A 17,705-nucleotide genomic window follows, 5' to 3' on the forward strand; every position below is an offset into this window, starting at 1 on the left:
CGCCGCCGCTCAGTGCGCGCCGTCGATGATCCGCAACGCCCGCCGGACCCGCTCGGCCACATGGCGGGGGCAGCCCCACGCCTCGGGATCGAAGGGCGGCTCGGGCGTGTCGTACTCCCCGGGTGCGTACAGATGGTTGAGATGGGCGCCGTAAGGGTCCTCGTGGAAGCCGAAGTGACGGCGGCCCGCCAGTTCGGCCAGCACCTCCCAGGGGTGCGCGTCCCCGTGCGGGCAGGACCCGGCCGCCGGGCCGGTCCGCACCGCGCCGAGGATCGCCCGCAGATCCCGGTGGACGGCCTCGGGCGGGGCCTCCTCGCCCGAGGTCACCGACCAGCAGGCCACCAGCAGCAGCGCCAGCCGCTCGCGCGGATCGGCCGGGCCCGCCGCGAACCGCCGCGCGGCCCACAGCCCGGCGTCCTCCGCGGCCTGCCCGTCGCGGCAGCGGAACCGCACGGCGTGGGTGAGCCGTTCGATGTCGAGGCGTCCGTCGGGGCGTAGCAGAACTTCGTCAAGGTGGGCGGTGTCCCGGCGGCCGAAGAGCCGCTCACGGCCGGTGCGCAGATGGTCCAGCGCCTCGCGGGCGATCGCGGCGAGGAAGGCCGGGCACAGCCACGCCTCCAGCGGCGCCGTCTCCAGTTCCTCCCGGTGCCAGTGGCGGTAGACGCCCCGGCCGCCGGGGCTGAGCAGATGGATGCCCACGGTGGCCTGCTCCGCGGTGTCGCGGCCGACCTCGGGGTGCTCGCCCTGACCGTGCGCGCAGGAGGCGTCGCCGAGGCCGGGCAGCACCGCTTCCAGGGCGTCGACCATGGTGTCCAGAACCCGCCGGTCGCGGATCCGGCCGCTGGCGGCGTACCAGCAGGCGGCGTGCAGGACGACCACGAGCCCGGCGCGGTGGTAGCCCAGGGGGTTGGCGACCAGGTTCCTGGCGTAGGCGGACAGCTCCTGGGCGGGGTCCACCGCCGCGCTCGGGTAGTCCCAGACGATCGAGCGCAGATCCTCGGCGCGGCGCGCGTCGCGGACCGGGAGCCGGGGCGGGATGCCGCCCACGCTGCCGGGGGCGATGATGTCGATGGCGACCCGCGCGTACCCGGCGATGTCGCGCGGGCACAGCCACTGCTCCTTGGTGGCGTCGTCCTCCCAGTCGGGGTCCTGGTCCTCGGCCAACCCGTTGGTGAGCAGCGGCAGATCGTCCACGAAGTGGTCGATCCGGTCGTCCAGATCGCTCTCGTACGGATGCGTCCGGTGGGCGCAGGGGGCTTCGCGCAGCCGCCGGTCGGTGGTGTGGAGGGCCTCCAGGGCCGCCGCCGCGACGTCCTTACGGGAGAACCGGCCGATGTGCGCGGCCATCATGACCAGCCCGAGCGTCCAGGCGTACGCCTCCTCGCCCGCGGGATCGGCCGCCAGCCGCCTGGCACAGTCCAGTACGACCCGGTCCGCGTCCCCGCCGTCGGTCTCGTGGAGGATGCCGTGCCAGTCGTCGACGAAGTGGACACACTCCGGCGACTCCTGCGGGGCTGACAGCGCGGTGGCGGGCATGTCGGTCATGCCCCTCACGACGCCACGGGAGGCACGCGGGTTCCCGCTTGGTTCAGACCTTCACAGAAGGTGCGCGTGATGCGCTCTGTGTGTGCACATACTCGACGAGTCGGGTGAGCGCGTCCGGATCGGTGCTGGGCAGCACGCCGTGGCCGAGGTTGAAGATGTGCCCCTCCAGCCCCCGGGCCGCCTCCAGCACCTCGTCCGCCTTGGCCTCGACGGCCGCACGCGGGGCGAAGAGCACGGCGGGGTCGAGATTGCCCTGGAGCGCCTTGCCGGGGCCGACCCGCCGGGCGGCCTCGTCCAGCGGCACCCGCCAGTCGACGCCGACGACGTCCGCGCCCGCCTCGCCGAGCAGCCCGAGCAACTCACCGGTGCCCACGCCGTAGTGGATGCGCGGCACGCCGTATCCGGCGACGGCGGCGAAGACCTTCGAGGACGCGGGCAGCACGCTGCGGCGGTAGTCGGCGGGGGCCAGGGCGCCCGCCCAGGAGTCGAAGAGCTGGACGGCCGACGCGCCCGCCTCGATCTGGACCTTGAGGAAGGCGGTGGCGATGTCGGCGAGCCGGTCCAGCAGCGCGGCCCAGAACGCCGGGTCGCCGTACATGAGCGCCTTGGTGTGCTCGTGGTTGCGCGAGGGGCCGCCCTCGATCAGATAGCTGGCGAGCGTGAAGGGGGCGCCCGCGAAGCCGACGAGCGGGGTCGCGCCGAGTTCGCCGACGAGCGCCCCGATGGCCTCGGTGACGTACTTCACATCGTCCGGATCGAGCGGACGCAGCCGCTCCAGATCGGCGCGGGTGCGGATCGGCCGCTCGACGACCGGTCCGACTCCGGGCTTGATGTCGAGGTCGATGCCGATGGCCATGAGCGGCACGACGATGTCGCTGTAGAAGACGGCCGCGTCCACCCGGTGGCGGCGCACCGGCTGGAGCGTGATCTCGGTGACCAGGTCGGGCCGTGTGCAGGAGTCGAGCATCGCGATGCCCTCGCGCAGCTTGCGGTACTCCGGAAGCGAGCGCCCGGCCTGCCGCATGAACCACACAGGTGTATGGGACACCGGCTCCCGGCGGCAGGCCCGCAGAAAGGCCGAATCGGCTGTGGCACCGGCCGCGGAAAGGCCGGTCTGCTGCTGACCCGGGGGCCGCTCGTTGGCGCTCATGCCCCAGATTTTCGCACGGGCCGAACGAGTGACCCGCCAACCCGGGTGTTCCTCCCCGGTTAGGGCCCTCAGTGCGCCTAGTCTTCCGGGCATGGCAGCGGTTCAAGGACACCTCTCGAACGGTGCTGACGGCCCTGACGGCACGGACGCGGGCGGTGAGGACACTCCTCCCGCCTTCCGGCATGCCGTCACCGCGCTCCGCGGTGTGCGGGTGCGGCCCGAGGTGGAGCTCGATCCGACCCCACCCCCGCGTCGGCTCGCACCCTACTCGTACGCGCTGGAGGCGGTGGTCACCGGCGCGGCCGGCGATGACGAGGAGCTGGCCGAGGGGCGGCTGATCCTGCTGCACGACCCGGCCGGGCACGACGCCTGGCGCGGCACCTTCCGCCTCGTCACGCTGGTCCACGCGGACCTGGAGCCGGAGATCGCGGCGGATCCGCTGCTGCCCGAGGTGTGCTGGTCCTGGCTCACCGGCGCGCTGGAGGCGCGCGGGCTGCCCTACGGGGAGCCCAGCGGCACGGTCACCCGGGCGAGCTCGCACTTCTTCGGCGCGATGGGCGAGCGGGAGCCGTCCACCCGGATCGAGATCCGCGCCTCCTGGACCCCGTCCGACCACCCGTCCCCCGAACCGGCCCACCCCGGCCCACGCCGCCCGGAGCCGACGGGAGAGGGCGCCGCCGAACGGCTGGGCGTGCCGGACACCGCGGGACACCTGGCCGCGTGGTGCGACCTCCTGTGCCAGATCGCGGGCCTGCCTCCGGCGGGGGCCACGGAGGCGGGGGTCGTCTCACTGCCGCAGCGGAGGGGCCCTCAGGCGCGCTGAACTTCAGGATGTTCGGGATGTTCGAAAAAAGGCGCTGAACTTCCGGATGTCCTGAAAAAGATCGAGCACGATCGATCAGTCGTCCTAATTGCCCGAATTGTTACTCACCAAATCGTGATCATTCTCTAAAGCCCGGCCGCATCGGTGCCGAAGGACGTGGTGACCCGTCCCACCACTTCCCCAGGAGGACCTGGTGTCTGTTCTCCTCGAGCAACCGTCCAGCCTGGTCGCCTACCGCCCGAACAAACCGACGGCCATGGTGGTCGTTGCCGACCCCCGCGTTCGTTCCACCGTCACCCGCCACCTCTGGGCCCTCGGGGTGCGCGACGTCATCGAGGCGTCGTCCATCGCGGAGGCCCGTCCCCGCATCGGGAATCCACGCGACATCTGCGTGGCCGATGTCCACCTCCCCGACGGCTCCGGCCTCACGCTGCTGTCCGAGACCCGCGCCGCGGGCTGGCCCAACGGGCTGGCCCTGTCCGCCGCCGATGACATCGGCGCCGTACGGAACGCACTGGCCGGCGGCGTCAAGGGCTATGTCGTCACCGGCACCCGCACCAACCTCGGCATCCCGGGCCGCCCCGGCGCCGCCCCGCTCGGCGCCGCCGCCCGGATGCACCGCCGCCCGCCGGGCACCCCCGGCCACCCGGGTGGCTACCGGGAGCTGTCGGGCCGCGAGGTCGAGGTGCTGAGGCTGGTTGCGGAGGGCCAGTCCAACAAGGCCATCGGCGTCTCGATGGGCCTGTCCGCGCTCACCGTCAAGAGTCACCTCGCCCGGATCGCCCGCAAGCTGGGCACCGGAGACCGGGCGGGAATGGTCGCGGTCGCGCTACGGACCGGAATCATCCACTGACCCGTACCGCCCGCCCGGCCGCCACGCCGCCGCCCACCACCCCCCGCGCCCGTCGACGGAACGTTCCGTCGACGGGCGCCCTGCGTACTCCCCGCACACAGCTACCCTTGACAGGTGACCGACGCCCAAGAGACCGCAGCAGAGACGACACTGCGAACCACCGGGGGCGCTCCTCCGGACGACCTCCCCCCGGCGCCGGTCCCCTTGCTGGAGCCGCGCGAGGGCATCCCGCCCGTCACCGCCGACGCGGACACGCTGGCCGAGGTCATCGCGACCTTCGCCGCGGGCCACGGCCCGGTGGCCGTCGATGCCGAGCGCGCCTCCGGCTACCGCTACGGACAGCGGGCCTATCTGGTCCAGCTGCGCCGGGCCGGAGCGGGGACCGCACTGATCGACCCCGTCGGCTGCCCCGACCTCTCGGGTCTGGGCGCCGCGATCGCCGACGCCGAATGGGTCCTGCACGCCGCGACCCAGGATCTGCCCTGTCTGCGGGACATAGGCATGGTCCCGGCCCGGATCTTCGACACCGAACTCGCGGGCCGGCTGGCCGGGTTCGCCCGGGTGGGGCTCGGCGCCATGGTCGAGAACATCCTCGGATACGCCCTGGAGAAGGGTCACTCCGCCGTGGACTGGTCCACCCGCCCGCTGCCCGAGCCCTGGCTGCACTACGCCGCGCTCGACGTCGAGCTGCTGGTGGACCTGCGCAACGCGCTGGAGGACGAGCTGGAGCGGCAGGAGAAGCTGGAGTGGGCGCACCAGGAGTTCGCGGCCATCGCCGCGGCCCCGCCCGCCCCGCCGCGCAAGGACCCCTGGCGGCGTACGTCGGGGATGCACAAGGTCCGGCGGCGCCGGCAGATGGCCGTGGTGCGCGAGCTGTGGACGGCCCGGGACCGGATCGCCCAGCGCCGCGATGTCTCACCGGGCAAGGTGCTCGGCGACGCGGCCATCGTCGAGGCCGCGCTGGCCCTGCCGGGAGACGTCCGGGCGCTGACCGCGCTGAACGGTTTCGGCCACCGGATGAACCGGCGCCAGCTGGAACAGTGGCAGGCCGCGGTGGACCGGGCGCGGGCGCTGCCGGAGGCCGACCTCCCCCAGCCGGGCCAGCCGGTGGCCGGTCCGCCCCCGCCGCGGGCGTGGGCCGACAAGGACCCGGCGGCCGCGGCGCGGCTCTCCGCGGCGCGTGCGGCCGTCACCCAGCTGGCCGAACAGCTGAATCTTCCGCAGGAGAACCTGATCGCCCCGGACACCGTCCGGCGGCTGTGCTGGGAGCCGCCCGCCGAGCCGACGACGGATGCGATCGCGTCCGTTCTCGCAGGTCACGGTGCCCGCCCCTGGCAGATCGACCAGGTGACCCCGGTGCTGACAGCCGCCTTGCTGACGCCCCCCGCGTGATGTGACGCGCGTGGACCGGCGGCCCCGCCGCCGGTCCACGGCTGTGACCTTCAACCCTCCGGCGGTGGGGACTGGGCAGCTTGGTTACTCATAAGTAGCATGAGGGTGTGACGGCGCGCCCCCGGCGTGCCCGCAGCAGTGCCATCCCGCACCTGGAGGAGAGCCAACGTGCCTCGTACCGCTAGGGACGTCGTCTTCGTCGACGGCGTCCGGACCCCATTCGGCAAGGCGGGCCCGAAGGGCATCTACCACGAGACCCGCGCCGACGACCTGGTCGTCAAGTGCATCCGGGAGCTGCTGCGCCGCAACCCGGATCTGCCGCCGGAGCGCATCGACGAGGTGGCCATCGCCGCGACGACGCAGATCGGCGACCAGGGCCTGACCATCGGCCGCACCGCGGGCATCCTGGCCGGACTGCCCCAGTCCGTCCCCGGCTACGCCATCGACCGGATGTGTGCCGGTGCGATGACGGCCGTGACCACCACCGCGGGATCCATCGCCTTCGGCGCCTACGACGCCGTGGTCGCGGGCGGTGTCGAGCACATGGGCCGCCACCCCATGGGCGAGGCGGTCGACCCCAACCCGCGCTTCGTCTCGGAGAAGCTGGTCGACGAGTCGGCCCTGTTCATGGGCATGACGGCGGAGAACCTCCACGACCGGCTGCCGCACATCTCCAAGCGGCGCGCCGACGAGTTCGCGGTGCGCAGCCAGGAGAAGGCCGCCAAGGCGTACGCCAACGGCAAGATCCAGCAGGACCTGGTGCCGATCTCGGTGCGCCGCACCTCCCCCGAGGGCGGGGAGCTGGGCTGGGGCCTGGCCACCGCCGACGAGCCGATGCGCCCGGGCACCACGCTGGAGAACCTGGCCACGCTGAAGACCCCGTTCCGCCCGCACGGCCGGGTCACCGCCGGTAACTCCGCGGGGCTCAACGACGGCGCCACCGCCTCGCTGATCGCCTCCGAGGACTTCGCCCGGGAGCTCGGCCTGCCGGTCAGGATGCGCCTGGTCTCGTTCGCCTTCGCGGGTGTCGAGCCCGAGGTGATGGGCTACGGCCCGGTCCCGGCCACCAAGAAGGCCCTGGCGAAGGCCGGTCTGTCCATCGAGGACATCGGCCTGTTCGAGATCAACGAGGCGTTCGCCGTCCAGGTCCTGTCGTTCCTGGACCACTACGGCATCGCGGACGACGACGAGCGCGTCAACCAGTACGGTGGCGCGATCGCCTACGGCCATCCGCTGGCCTCCTCCGGTGTCCGCCTGATGACGCAGCTGGCACGGCAGTTCGAGGAGCGCCCCGAGGTCCGCTACGGCATCACCACGATGTGCATCGGCTTCGGCATGGGTGGCACCGTGATCTGGGAGAACCCGCACTTCGAGGGGAACAAGTGACCAACACCGCAGAGCTTCTCAAGGGAGCGGCAGAGCTCTTCCCGGGCGAGGTCGTGACACAGGCGCACGTCCGCCACCTCGATCTCCCCCAGGGCGCGGGCCGCTTCGCGCTCATCACGCTGGACAACGGCCTGGACCACACCAAGCCCACCACCTTCGGCCCGGCCTCGCTCGCCAACCTCAACACGGCGATCGACCAGGTCGAGAAGGAGGCCGCGGACGGCGAGATCACCGGTGTCGGCATCACCGGCAAGCCGTTCATCTTCGCCGTCGGCGCCGACCTCAAGGGCGTGGAGCTGCTGAAGCGCCACGAGGACGCGCTGGCCATCGGCAAGGGCGGCCATGACGTCTTCAAGCGGCTGTCCGCACTCGCCGTGCCCACCTTCGCGTACTACAACGGCGCGGCCATGGGCGGCGGGGTCGAGGTCGGGCTGCACTGCGCCTACCGCACCGTCTCCGCGGCGCTGCCCGCCTTCTCGCTGCCCGAGGTGTTCCTCGGCCTGGTGCCCGGCTGGGGCGGCTGCACCCTGCTGCCGAACCTGATCGGCGCCGACCGCGCGGTCTCCGTCATCATCGAGAACTCGCTCAACCAGAACAAGCAGCTCAAGGGCGAGCAGGTCTACGAGCTCGGGATCGCCGACGCGATCTTCGAAGGCGCGGACTTCCTCGAGCAGTCGCTGATCTGGACCGCCGCCGTCCTCAAGGGCGAGATCGAGGTCGTACGGCCCGAGATCGACCGCGGCGACGCCTGGCACGAGGCCGTGGTGCGCGGCCGCGCCATCGCCGACGGCAAGGTGCACGGGGCGGCCCCGGCCGCCTATCGCGCGCTGGAGATCATCGACGCCGCGCGCAACGGCGACCTCGCCCTGGGCTACGAGGCCGAGGAGAAGGCGCTCGCCGACCTCATCATGGGCAGCGAGCTGCGCAGCGGCATCTACGCCTTCAACCTGGTGCAGAAGCGCGGCAAGCGCCCGGCCGGCGCGCCGGACAAGTCGCTGGCACGCCCGGTCTCCAAGGTGGGCGTCGTGGGCGCGGGCCTGATGGCCTCGCAGCTGGCGCTGCTGTTCGCGCGGCGTCTCGAGGTGCCGGTCGTACTGACCGACATCGACCAGGCGCGGATCGACAAGGGCGTGGAGTACGTCCACGGCGAGATCGACAAGCTGCTGCTCAAGGGCCGGATCAACCAGGACAGGGCCAACCGCCTCAAGGCCGCGGTGACCGGTTCTCTCGACAAGGCCGCCGCCTTCTCCGACGCCGACTTCGTCATCGAGGCCGTCTTCGAGGAGATGGGCGTCAAGCAGCAGGTGTTCGCCGAGGTCGAGGCGGTCGTGCCGGAGCACGCCATCCTCGCCACCAACACCTCCTCGCTGTCGGTGTCCGAGATGGCGTCCCAGCTCAAGCACCCCGAGCGGGTCGTGGGCTTCCACTTCTTCAACCCGGTCGCGATCCTGCCGCTGCTGGAGATCGTCCGCGGTGCGAAGACCGATGACGCGTCGCTGGCCACGGCGTTCGGCGTGGCCAAGAAGCTGAAGAAGACGGCCGTCCTGGTCAAGGACGCCCCGGCGTTCGTGGTCAACCGGATCCTGACCCGCTTCATGGGCGAGATCCAGAACGTGATCGACGAGGGCACCCCGGTGGACGTCGCCGAGCGCGCCATCGAGCCGCTGGGCCTGCCGATGTCCCCGCTGGTGCTGCTGGAGCTGGTCGGCCCGGCGATCGGCCTGCATGTCTCCGAGACCCTGCACGGCGCGTTCCCGGACCGCTTCACGGTCTCGGAGAACCTCAAGCGCGTGGTCGAGGCGGGCAAGCGCGGCTTCTACGTCCACGACTCCGGCAAGCCGGAGCTGGACCCGGAGGTCGCCGCGCTGCTCCAGCAGGGCGACACCGTACTCACCGAGGAGCAGGTGCGCGCCCGGGTGCTGGACGCGGTCGCGCAGGAAATCGGGCTGATGCTCGAAGAGGACGTCGTCGCCGAGGCGCAGGACATCGACCTGTGCCTGATCACCGGCGCGGGCTGGCCCTTCCACCTGGGCGGCATCACGCCGTACCTGGACCGCGAGGGCGTCTCGGACCGGGTGAACGGAAAGACGTTCCTGGCGCGGGGCGTGGCGAGCGTTCCCGCGTAGCGTCGGCGGCGCATGGCGTACCCGGGTGCCGGGCGGGCGAAGGCCCGTCCGGCACTTGGGCGTTCCGGGACCCGCCCCACCGGCGCCGCCGCCCCGCCCCACCGGCGGCGGCGCCCGCGCGCCCCGGCGGAGGGCGCCCCGCCCGCACCACCCGCGCCATACGCCGCGGCCGGAGCACCGCCCGGCGCCGAACACCCGCCACGCCTATCCGGGGCGGATCACGCCCGGTCGGGTCACGCCAGGGGCGGGGCACTCCTGACGGTCGGGTCACTCCCGGGGCGGGGCACTCCCACCGGTCGAATCACGCCAGGGCCGGGCACTCCCGCCGATCGGATCACGCCCAGGGCGGCGGGAAACCGATCGGGTCCGCCTTCTGCGGGTGCCGGGCCGCCGCGTCGAACGGGCCCTCAGCGGCGCTGTGGCGCCGCTCAGCCGCTTCCCACGCGGGTCCAGGCCCGGAGTGCCAGCCCGCGCTCGTCGGTCTTCTGACGGGCCACCAGGAGCTTTCCGTCCAGCGCCAGCGCGGCCAGCACCACCCGGCCCTGGGCGTCCAGCGCCAGCGCCGGGGTGTGGGCGCCCTGCTCGCCCGAGGGCGTCCACCACACCCCCGCCGCCTCGTCCTCGCAAGGGTGGGCGGCGACGGCCAGCCCACCGGCCGCGGGATCCTGGTGGGCCAGGACGGTGCAGTCGTGACCGTCCACCATGGCGCGCACCGCGGCGACCGGGCCGGTGCCCGTGGCCCCGCCCAGCGGCGCGGGGGCCGGGGCGTCCGGCCGCCAGGCCATGACCTCACCACTGCGGGCGTCACGCCAGTAGTGGGTGAGGGTGCCGGGGCTGCTCTCCACCATGGACGCCGAATCCGGCCGGGCGTCGGCGGGGACGTCCTCACCCCGCTTGGGAGCGGCGCCGGGCGTGGGCTGGTACCAGCGCAGCGCGGCGCCCTTCCCGGCCGGTGCGAGCAGTTCGAGACGGCCGTCGGCGGTCGCGGCCGCCGACATGCCGCCCAGTACGTGCGCGCCCTTCCAATCGGTCCAGCGCTCCCACGTGCCCTTGGGGTCCTGCCGCCGCGCGCTCACCCCGCCCCCGGCGTTGCGCACGAAGACGCGGAGGGCGCCGGAGGAGTCCACCGCCGCGGCCGGCGGGCCGGTCCGCTCGGCCTTGCGGGCGTCCCTAGGATGCGGGGTGCCCAGTGAGTGCCACGCCGTCAGCGGGCGGCCGGACTGGAACTGGGTGGCGTGGACGATGTCCACGTGCGCCGGTTCGCCGGCGCCGCCGCCCGGCCGGTGCCGAAGCCCCACCAGATGGGCGTAGCCCTCGGGGCTCTGAACGATGGTCAGCCCGGCCAGGCGGCCGGACACCTCGATCAACCACGGCCCCGACCACTCCGCCCCTCCGGGGCGGTCCTCGGTCCAGCGGGCGACACCGCCCGTCACCGGTGCGTAGGCCGTGAGCCTGCCGTCCTTGCCGCGGAGCAACCGCAACGCCATGGCCCGCTGCCAACCCTTCCCCGAGCCCTTCCACCTGATCGAACGATGTCCATAGTAATTTGCCTGGACTATGGATGGGGTTGTGGTCGTGGACGCCGCCAATGTGGTCGGCTCGGTTCCGGATGGCTGGTGGCGTGACCGGCGCGGCGCCGCCGAACGGCTCCGCGACCGGCTGGCCGCCCTCGCCGGGGCCGGGCTCCCCGGCCGCCCGGGCGTGCCCGGCTGGGCCACCGAACCTCCGGTGGACATCGTGATGGTGGTCGAGGGCGCGGCGCGGGGCGTCGAGCCGGTGGCAGGCGTACGGGTGGAGAGCGCGCCGGGCAGCGGCGACGACCACATCGTGGCCGTCGTGGCGGCCCGTGAGGAGGGCCGCCCCTGCCTGGTGGTGACGGCGGACCAGGGGCTGCGGGCGCGGGTCACGGCGCTGGGCGCGGAAACGACGGGCCCCCGCTCGGTCCGCCCGAACGACTCGGCGTCCTAGGCCCTGGCCCTGTCAGGGCCCAGGAGATATCGGATGGATCGCGCCGCCTGCGGCGGGCCGTTCCCCGCCCCTTCCCTTAACTGGGGCTCCGCCCCAGACCCCGGCCACGTCGCAGGTGCCCCGGTCGGCACCCCGGCCGGTGAACTCACCGCGGCGACGGTCCGCCCCTGTCCCCCGGCCGGACGGCCCGAATGTACGCGGCCATCCGCCCGGTCATCCGCCGCGCCAACCTGCCGACCACGACCAGCCCACCGGTGAAGGCGTTCACGCCCTCGCCGCCACCGCGAACGGCGCGCGCCCTGGCCCCGGCGCAGTGGCCGGCCGCTCGACCACCGCTTCGCAGGCTGCGCGGTCGGGACACTGGCGCGGCGAGAGCCCGCTCCTCGCCCCGGGGTCCAGGGGCGGAGCCCCTGGTGGCGGGAAGGGGCGGGGAGGGGACAGATCCGCGGGCCCCAGATCCGCGGGCCCCCTACCCCGTACGCGTTCCCGCCTCGCTCACCCGGCTGTGGCGGCGCCCGTAGAGGAAGTAGACGAGGAGGCCGATGACCATCCACACCCCGAACCGCACCCAGGTCTCGGCGGGCAGATTGAGCATCAGCCACAGGGACGCGGCCACCGAGAGGATCGGCAGTACCGGGACCCAGGGCGTGCGGAAGGCGCGGGGCAGATCGGGCCGGGTGCGGCGGAGGATGATGACGCCCAGCGCGACCACGACGAAGGCGAAGAGCGTGCCGATGTTCACCAGGGCGGCCAGCTCGGAGATGGAGGTGAACCCGGCGACCACGGCGATGACCACGCCCAGCACGATCGTCGAGCGGTACGGCGTGCCGAAGCGCGGATGCACCCGGGAGAAGACCCGGGGCAGCAGCCCGTCGCGGCTCATCGCGAAGAACACCCGGCTCTGGCCGAGCAGCAGGATCATGGACACGGTGGTGAGTCCGACGGCGGCGCCGAAGCTGATGAGACCCGCGTAGAACGGATGGCCGGTCGCCTTGAAGGCGTCGGCGAGCGGGGCGTCCACCGACAGCTTGGTGTACTTCTGCATGCCGGTGACCACGATGGACACCGCGACGTACAGCACCGTGCAGATGAGCAGCGAGCCCAGGATGCCGCGGGGCATGTCGCGCTGTGGATTCCGGGTCTCCTCCGCCGCGGTCGCCACGATGTCGAAGCCGATGAAGGCGAAGAAGACCACGGCGGCGCCGGTGAAGATGCCCTGGACGCCGAAGGTCGTCGGTTCGTAACCGAACATCAGCTGGATCAGCGGGGCCTTCAGCCCGGAGCCGGAGACCGAGCCCCGGGCCTCGGGGATGAAGGGGTGGTAGTTCTCCGGGTGGATGAAGAAGGCGCCCGCGATGATGACGAGCAGCACCACGACCACCTTGATCGCGACCACCGCGGAGGTGACCCGCGCGGACAGCTTCATGCCGAAGACGAGGATCGCGGTGATCGCCAGGACGAGCAGGAAGGCCAGCAGGTCGAAGGAGAAGCCGTGCGCGGCCTCGGGCCCGGACAGGGCGTCGGGCAGATGCCATCCGGCGTTGTCCAGCAGTGAGCGGATGTACCCCGACCAGCCCACCGAGACCACGGCGCAGGCCAGCGCGAACTCCAGCACCAGGTCCCAGCCGATGATCCAGGCGGGCAGTTCGCCGAGCGAGGCGTACGAGAAGGTGTACGCGGATCCCGCGACCGGGACCGTCGAGGCGAACTCGGCGTAGCACAGCGCGGCCAGGGCGCAGGCGATACCGGCGGCCACGAAGGACAGCGCGGTGGCGGGCCCCGCCTGCTCCTTGGCGACCGAGCCGGTGAGCACGAAGATGCCGGTGCCGATGATGACGCCGACGCCGAAGACCGTGAGGTCCAGGACGGACAGGGACCGGGTGAGGGCGTGGTCGGGCTCCTCGGTGTCCTGGATGGACTGCTCGATGCTCTTCGTCCGCAGGTAACGCGGCCGGACTCTGCCTCCGGTGCCTCCGCCTGGTTCCGATACGTTCACCGGTGCCACCTCCACGCCTGCCGTGCGGTTCATGCTTCTGGTTACCGATCGGCGGAGAGGTATGCACGCTCGGGGCCGGCCCCGATTCACCCGATGGGGGCGGGCGGCGCCACGCACGCTGGGCCGGTCGGAGCAGGAAGCGCTCCGGCCGGCCCAGGCGGAAGGGGGTGGGGTGACTCAGTCGCGCACCGGTTCGGCCGTCGCCGGCCGGGTCATGTCGGCGCCCTGGGAGCCGGCGTCCGCGGACTCGTGTCCGTAGCGGCCGCCGATCCTGGAGACCAGCCCGGTGACCTGCCGGGCGATGTCCGGTGCGGTCAGCCCGATCTCCGCCATGACCTCCTTACGGGAGGCGTGGTCGAGGAAGCGGGGCGGGATGCCGAAGTTGCGCACCGGCATGTCGAAGCCGCCGTCGCGCAGCGCCTGGGCGACAGCCGCGCCGACACCGCCGACCCGGATGTTGTCCTCGACGACGACCACGACGCGGTGGAGGTCGGCGAGCACGGGCAGCTCCTCGTCCACCGGCTTGACCCAGCGGGGGTCGACCACAGTGGTCGAAATGCCCTGCTTGTCCAGGAGGTCGGCAATCTCCAGGCACATCGGGGCGAGCGCGCCGACCGAGACCAGCAGTACGTCGGGGGCGTCCCCCGCGGACTCGGCGGGCTCCCGCAGTACGTCCATGCCGCCGATCCGGCCGACGGCCGCGACCGCCGGGCCCACCGCGCCCTTGGAGTAGCGCACCACGGTCGGCGCGTCCTCCACCGCCACGGCCTCGCGCAGCTGGGCGCGGACCTGGTCGGCGTCGCGCGGGGCGGCGATCCGCAGACCGGGGACCACCTGGAGAAGCGACATGTCCCACATGCCGTTGTGCGAGGCCCCGTCGGTGCCGGTGATACCGGCGCGGTCCAGGACGAAGGTGACCCCGCATTTGTGCAGTGCCACATCCATCAGGACCTGGTCGAAGGCGCGGTTGAGGAAGGTGGCGTAGACCGCGAAGACCGGGTGGACGCCGCCGGTGGCCAGGCCCGCCGCCGAGACGGCCGCGTGCTGCTCGGCGATGCCCACGTCGTAGACCCGGTCCGGGAAGCGCTTGGCGAACTCGGTGAGCCCCACCGGGTGCAGCATGGCCGCGGTGATCGCGACGATGTCCTCGCGCTCCTCGCCGAGCTTGACCATCTCCTCGCCGAAGACCGAGGTCCAGTCGGCGCCGGAGGCCGAGATCGGCAGCCCGGTGTCCGGGTGGATCTTGCCGACGGCGTGGAAGCGGTCCGCCTCGTCCTGGAGGGCGGGCTGGTAGCCGCGGCCCTTCTCGGTGAGGCAGTGCACGATGACCGGGCCGCCGAAACGCTTCGCCCGCTGCAGCGCCGACTCCAGCGCCTCCATGTCATGGCCGTCGATCGGGCCGACGTACTTCAGCCCCAGGTCCTCGAACATGCCCTGCGGGGTGATGAAGTCCTTCAGCCCCTTCTTGGCCCCGTGCAGCGTCTCGTACAGCGGCCTGCCGACGACCGGGGTGCGCTCCAGCAGGTCCTTGCCGCGGGCCAGGAAGCGCTCGTAGCCGTCGGTGGTGCGCAGGGTGGCGAGGTGGTTGGCCAGGCCGCCGATGGTCGGGCCGTAGGAGCGCTCGTTGTCGTTGACGACGATGACCAGCGGGCGGTTCTTGGCGGCGGCGATGTTGTTGAGCGCCTCCCAGGCCATACCGCCGGTCAGCGCCCCGTCGCCGATCACGGCGACCACATGGTCCTGCTTGCCCAGCAGCTCGTTGGCCTTGGCGAGGCCCTCGGCCCAGCCGAGGACGGTCGAGGCGTGGCTGTTCTCGATGACGTCGTGCTCGGACTCGGCGCGCGAGGGATAGCCGGACAAACCGCCCTTGCTCTTGAGCTTGGAGAAGTCCTGGCGGCCGGTGAGCAGCTTGTGCACGTAGGACTGATGGCCGGTGTCCAGCAGCACCTTGTCCCGGGGCGAGTCGAAGACCCGGTGCAGGGCGATGGTCAGCTCCACCACGCCGAGATTGGGGCCGAGATGGCCACCGGTCTTGGAGACGGCGTCGACGAGGAAGGAGCGGATCTCCGCGGCCAGCTGGTCCAGCTCCTCCGGAGTGAGCCGGTCCAGATCGCGCGGTCCCGTGATGCGGGTCAGCAGCACCCGTGCCTCCTTGCTTCGAGCGTCTCCATGGAGCTTGCCGTCCGCCCGAGTCTAATGTTCCGCCCTCCGGCGCAGACCTCCCCCCATGCGATCTCCGTCACGCGTGTTCTTTTCAGACAGCTGCCCGGTGCCTTCCGTGCAGGCACCGGGCAGCCGGGTGAGCGGATGAGGCGTCCGGGGTCAGCCGCGACCCGCGGACCGCTGTGTCCTGCGCGACACCGAGTCGATGACGACGGCGGCCAGCAGCACCCCACCGGTGATCATGTACTGGACGGAGTTCGCGACGCCCAGCAGGTTCATCCCGGACGAGATGGAGCCGATGACCAGCATGCCGAGCAGCGCCGACCAGACCGAGCCCCGGCCACCGAAGAGACTGGTGCCACCGATGACCGCGGCCGCGATGGCCTCCATCAGCAGGTTGCCGGTACCGGCCTGCTGGCTGGCGGAGCCGATCCGGGAGGCGATCATGATGCCGCCGCACGCGGCCATCAGCCCGGCCAGCGAGTAGACCGAGATCCGGATGGCGACGACGTTGATGCCCGCGCGGCGGGCGGCCTCGACGCTGCCGCCCAGGGCGATCACCTTGCGCCCGTAGGAGGTGCGGCGGACCACGAAGTCCAGGATCACCAGGACCGCAACGAAGATCACCAGGGCGAGGGGCAGACCCTTGTACTCGTTGAGCCGCCAGGCCGCGGCGAAGACGATCAACGCGAGCACGCCCGTACGGACCAGGATCTCGCTCAGCGGCCGCGAGGGTACGCCGACCGCCTTACGGCGCCTGCTGTCCAGGAACTGGGCGAGGAAGAAGCCCGCCGTCGCCACCGTGGCCGCCCCGTACGCGGCGATGAGCTGGCTGAAGTAGTGCGCGGTGAGATCGCGCACGAAGCTGTCGTCCGCGATGCTGATGGTGCCGGTGGTGCCGAGCACCTGGAGCATCAGACCGTTCCAGGCCAGCAGACCGGCCAGGGTCACCACGAAGGCCGGTACGCCGATCTTGGCGAAGAAGAAGCCGTGCACCGCGCCGAGGAGCGCGCCGCTGGCGAGCGCCGCGATCACCGCGATCCCCTCGGGCACCCCGTGGTTGACGTTGAGCACCGCCAGGGTCGCCGCGGCCAGACCGCTGACCGAGCCGACGGACAGGTCGATCTCACCGAGCAGCAGCACGAAGACGATCCCGACCGAGATCATGCCGGTGCCGCCGAGCAGGATCGAGAGGTCGGAGAGGTTCTTGGGCGAGAGGAAGGCACTGTCCTTCGCCTGGAAGACCGCCCAGATGATGGCGATGCCGACGATGACCGGGACCACGCCCAGATCACCGCTGCGCATCTTGCGGCCGAACTCCGTCAGATAGCCCTTGAAGCCCTCCTGACGGACCAGCAGCCGGGGGTCGACGACGGTTACCGCGTCCTTGGCGACGGGGTTGGCGTCGGCCGGGCCGCTCGCCTTGTTGGCGCCGTTCGACGGGCCGCCGTTGGTCTTGTCGACGTTCGTGGTCACTTCGCGACCTCCCCGCTGCGCGCCTTGCGGCGGGTCACGGCGTTGTCCGTGGCGCCGGTGATGGCGGAAATGATCTCTTCCTGAGAGGTGGTCTTCACATCGAAGATGCCGTTGTTGCGGCCCAGCCGCAGCACCGCGACCCGGTCCGCGACGGCCTTCACGTCGGCCATGTTGTGGCTGATGAGGATGACGGCGAGGTCGCGGTCGCGCAGCCGCTCGACCAGGTCGAGGACCTGCGCGGTCTGCTCGACGCCGAGGGCGGCGGTCGGCTCGTCCAGGATCACCAGCTTGGGCTCGCCGAGCATCGAACGGGCGATGGCGACGGTCTGCCGCTGGCCGCCCGAGAGCGAGGCGATCGGGATCCGCACACTGGGGATGCGGATCGACAGGGTCTGGAGCAACTCACGGGAGCGCCGCTCCATTTCGACCTCGTCGAGCACTCCGGCGCGCAGGATCTCGCGGCCGAGGAAGAGATTGCCGACGACGTCGATGTTGTCGCAGAGGGCGAGGTCCTGGTAGACGGTCGCGATGCCCAGCTCCTGGGCGTCGTGCGGCCGGCTGACCTGGACGGGCTTGCCCTGCCACTCGACGACGCCTTCGTCGGCGGGGCCGACTCCGGCAATGCTCTTGACGAGGGTCGACTTGCCGGCGCCGTTGTCGCCCACCAGGGCGACGACTTCACCGGCGTGGACCTCCAGATGGATGTCGGTGAGCGCCTGGACGGCGCCGAACCGCTTGGAGATCCCGCGCAACGCCAACACGGGTCCGTTCGGCACGATGGCCATCTCCGTTCCGGGCAGGGTGGTCCCTGCTGCGTGACGGAGGGG

Annotated in this window: 13 protein-coding genes; 6 read left to right on the forward strand and 7 right to left on the reverse strand. The window is 72.0% G+C overall.

Features of this window, described 5'->3' with window-relative positions:
* Positions 1-9: 9 nt before the first annotated feature.
* Entirely contained in the window at positions 10-1,545 is a 1,536-nt protein-coding gene (locus LIV37_RS14440) for a hypothetical protein (protein ID WP_020867867.1), read from the reverse strand.
* Positions 1,546-1,588: 43 nt separating this feature from the next.
* Positions 1,589-2,695: a uroporphyrinogen decarboxylase gene (gene hemE / locus LIV37_RS14445; RefSeq protein WP_121825476.1), complete on the reverse strand. Its 1,107-nt coding sequence runs from the start codon at positions 2,693-2,695 to the stop codon at positions 1,589-1,591.
* Positions 2,696-2,786: 91 nt separating this feature from the next.
* Between hemE and LIV37_RS14450 the strand changes: the two genes are divergently transcribed.
* The 5 genes from LIV37_RS14450 to LIV37_RS14470 all read left to right on the forward strand — a co-directional run bounded on the left by LIV37_RS14450 (position 2,787) and on the right by LIV37_RS14470 (position 9,275).
* Positions 2,787-3,518 carry a DUF3000 domain-containing protein gene (locus LIV37_RS14450; RefSeq protein ID WP_121825475.1) on the forward strand — a complete coding sequence of 244 codons (732 nt, stop codon included), beginning with the start codon at positions 2,787-2,789 and terminating at the stop codon, positions 3,516-3,518.
* Positions 3,519-3,711: 193 nt separating this feature from the next.
* A complete protein-coding gene (locus LIV37_RS14455) occupies positions 3,712-4,371 on the forward strand; it encodes a response regulator transcription factor (RefSeq protein ID WP_020867870.1) in 660 nt (219 codons plus the stop codon).
* A gap of 114 nt (positions 4,372-4,485) precedes the next feature.
* Positions 4,486-5,763, forward strand: coding sequence for a ribonuclease D (locus LIV37_RS14460; RefSeq protein WP_121825474.1), 1,278 nt, complete (start codon positions 4,486-4,488; stop codon positions 5,761-5,763).
* 168 nt (positions 5,764-5,931) lie between these two features.
* Positions 5,932-7,149, forward strand: a complete 1,218-nt coding sequence (locus LIV37_RS14465; protein ID WP_020867872.1) for a thiolase family protein — start codon at positions 5,932-5,934, stop codon at positions 7,147-7,149.
* Complete coding sequence (locus tag LIV37_RS14470) at positions 7,146-9,275, forward strand: 3-hydroxyacyl-CoA dehydrogenase NAD-binding domain-containing protein (RefSeq protein WP_020867873.1); 2,130 nt, start codon at positions 7,146-7,148, stop codon at positions 9,273-9,275. The genes LIV37_RS14465 and LIV37_RS14470 overlap by 4 nt, the downstream gene beginning before the upstream one ends.
* 428 nt (positions 9,276-9,703) lie before the next feature.
* On the opposite strand, the gene LIV37_RS14475 is transcribed toward LIV37_RS14470, so the two are convergent.
* A complete protein-coding gene (locus tag LIV37_RS14475; RefSeq protein WP_020867874.1) occupies positions 9,704-10,762 on the reverse strand; it encodes a PLL family lectin in 1,059 nt (352 codons plus the stop codon).
* A 70-nt stretch (positions 10,763-10,832) separates the two neighbouring features.
* Between LIV37_RS14475 and LIV37_RS14480 the strand changes: the two genes are divergently transcribed.
* Positions 10,833-11,243, forward strand: coding sequence for a PIN domain-containing protein (locus tag LIV37_RS14480; protein WP_121825473.1), 411 nt, complete (start codon positions 10,833-10,835; stop codon positions 11,241-11,243).
* Between the two features lie 469 nt (positions 11,244-11,712).
* On the opposite strand, the gene LIV37_RS14485 is transcribed toward LIV37_RS14480, so the two are convergent.
* The 4 genes from LIV37_RS14485 to LIV37_RS14500 form a co-directional block, all read right to left on the reverse strand.
* Entirely contained in the window at positions 11,713-13,239 is a 1,527-nt protein-coding gene (locus tag LIV37_RS14485) for an amino acid permease (protein ID WP_373920620.1), read from the reverse strand.
* A 177-nt stretch (positions 13,240-13,416) separates the two neighbouring features.
* Positions 13,417-15,381, reverse strand: coding sequence for a 1-deoxy-D-xylulose-5-phosphate synthase (gene dxs / locus LIV37_RS14490; protein ID WP_020867876.1), 1,965 nt, complete (start codon positions 15,379-15,381; stop codon positions 13,417-13,419).
* A gap of 180 nt (positions 15,382-15,561) precedes the next feature.
* Entirely contained in the window at positions 15,562-16,878 is a 1,317-nt protein-coding gene (locus tag LIV37_RS14495) for a sugar ABC transporter permease (protein ID WP_020867877.1), read from the reverse strand.
* Positions 16,875-17,663 (reverse strand): ATP-binding cassette domain-containing protein, encoded by a 789-nt coding sequence (locus tag LIV37_RS14500; protein WP_020867878.1) that lies wholly within the window; start codon positions 17,661-17,663, stop codon positions 16,875-16,877. Before LIV37_RS14500 ends, LIV37_RS14495 begins: the two co-directional genes overlap by 4 nt.
* Between the last annotated feature and the right edge of the window lie 42 nt (positions 17,664-17,705).

The sequence above is a fragment of the Streptomyces rapamycinicus NRRL 5491 genome, from assembly GCF_024298965.1.
Classification (GTDB): Bacteria; Actinomycetota; Actinomycetes; order Streptomycetales; family Streptomycetaceae; genus Streptomyces; species Streptomyces rapamycinicus.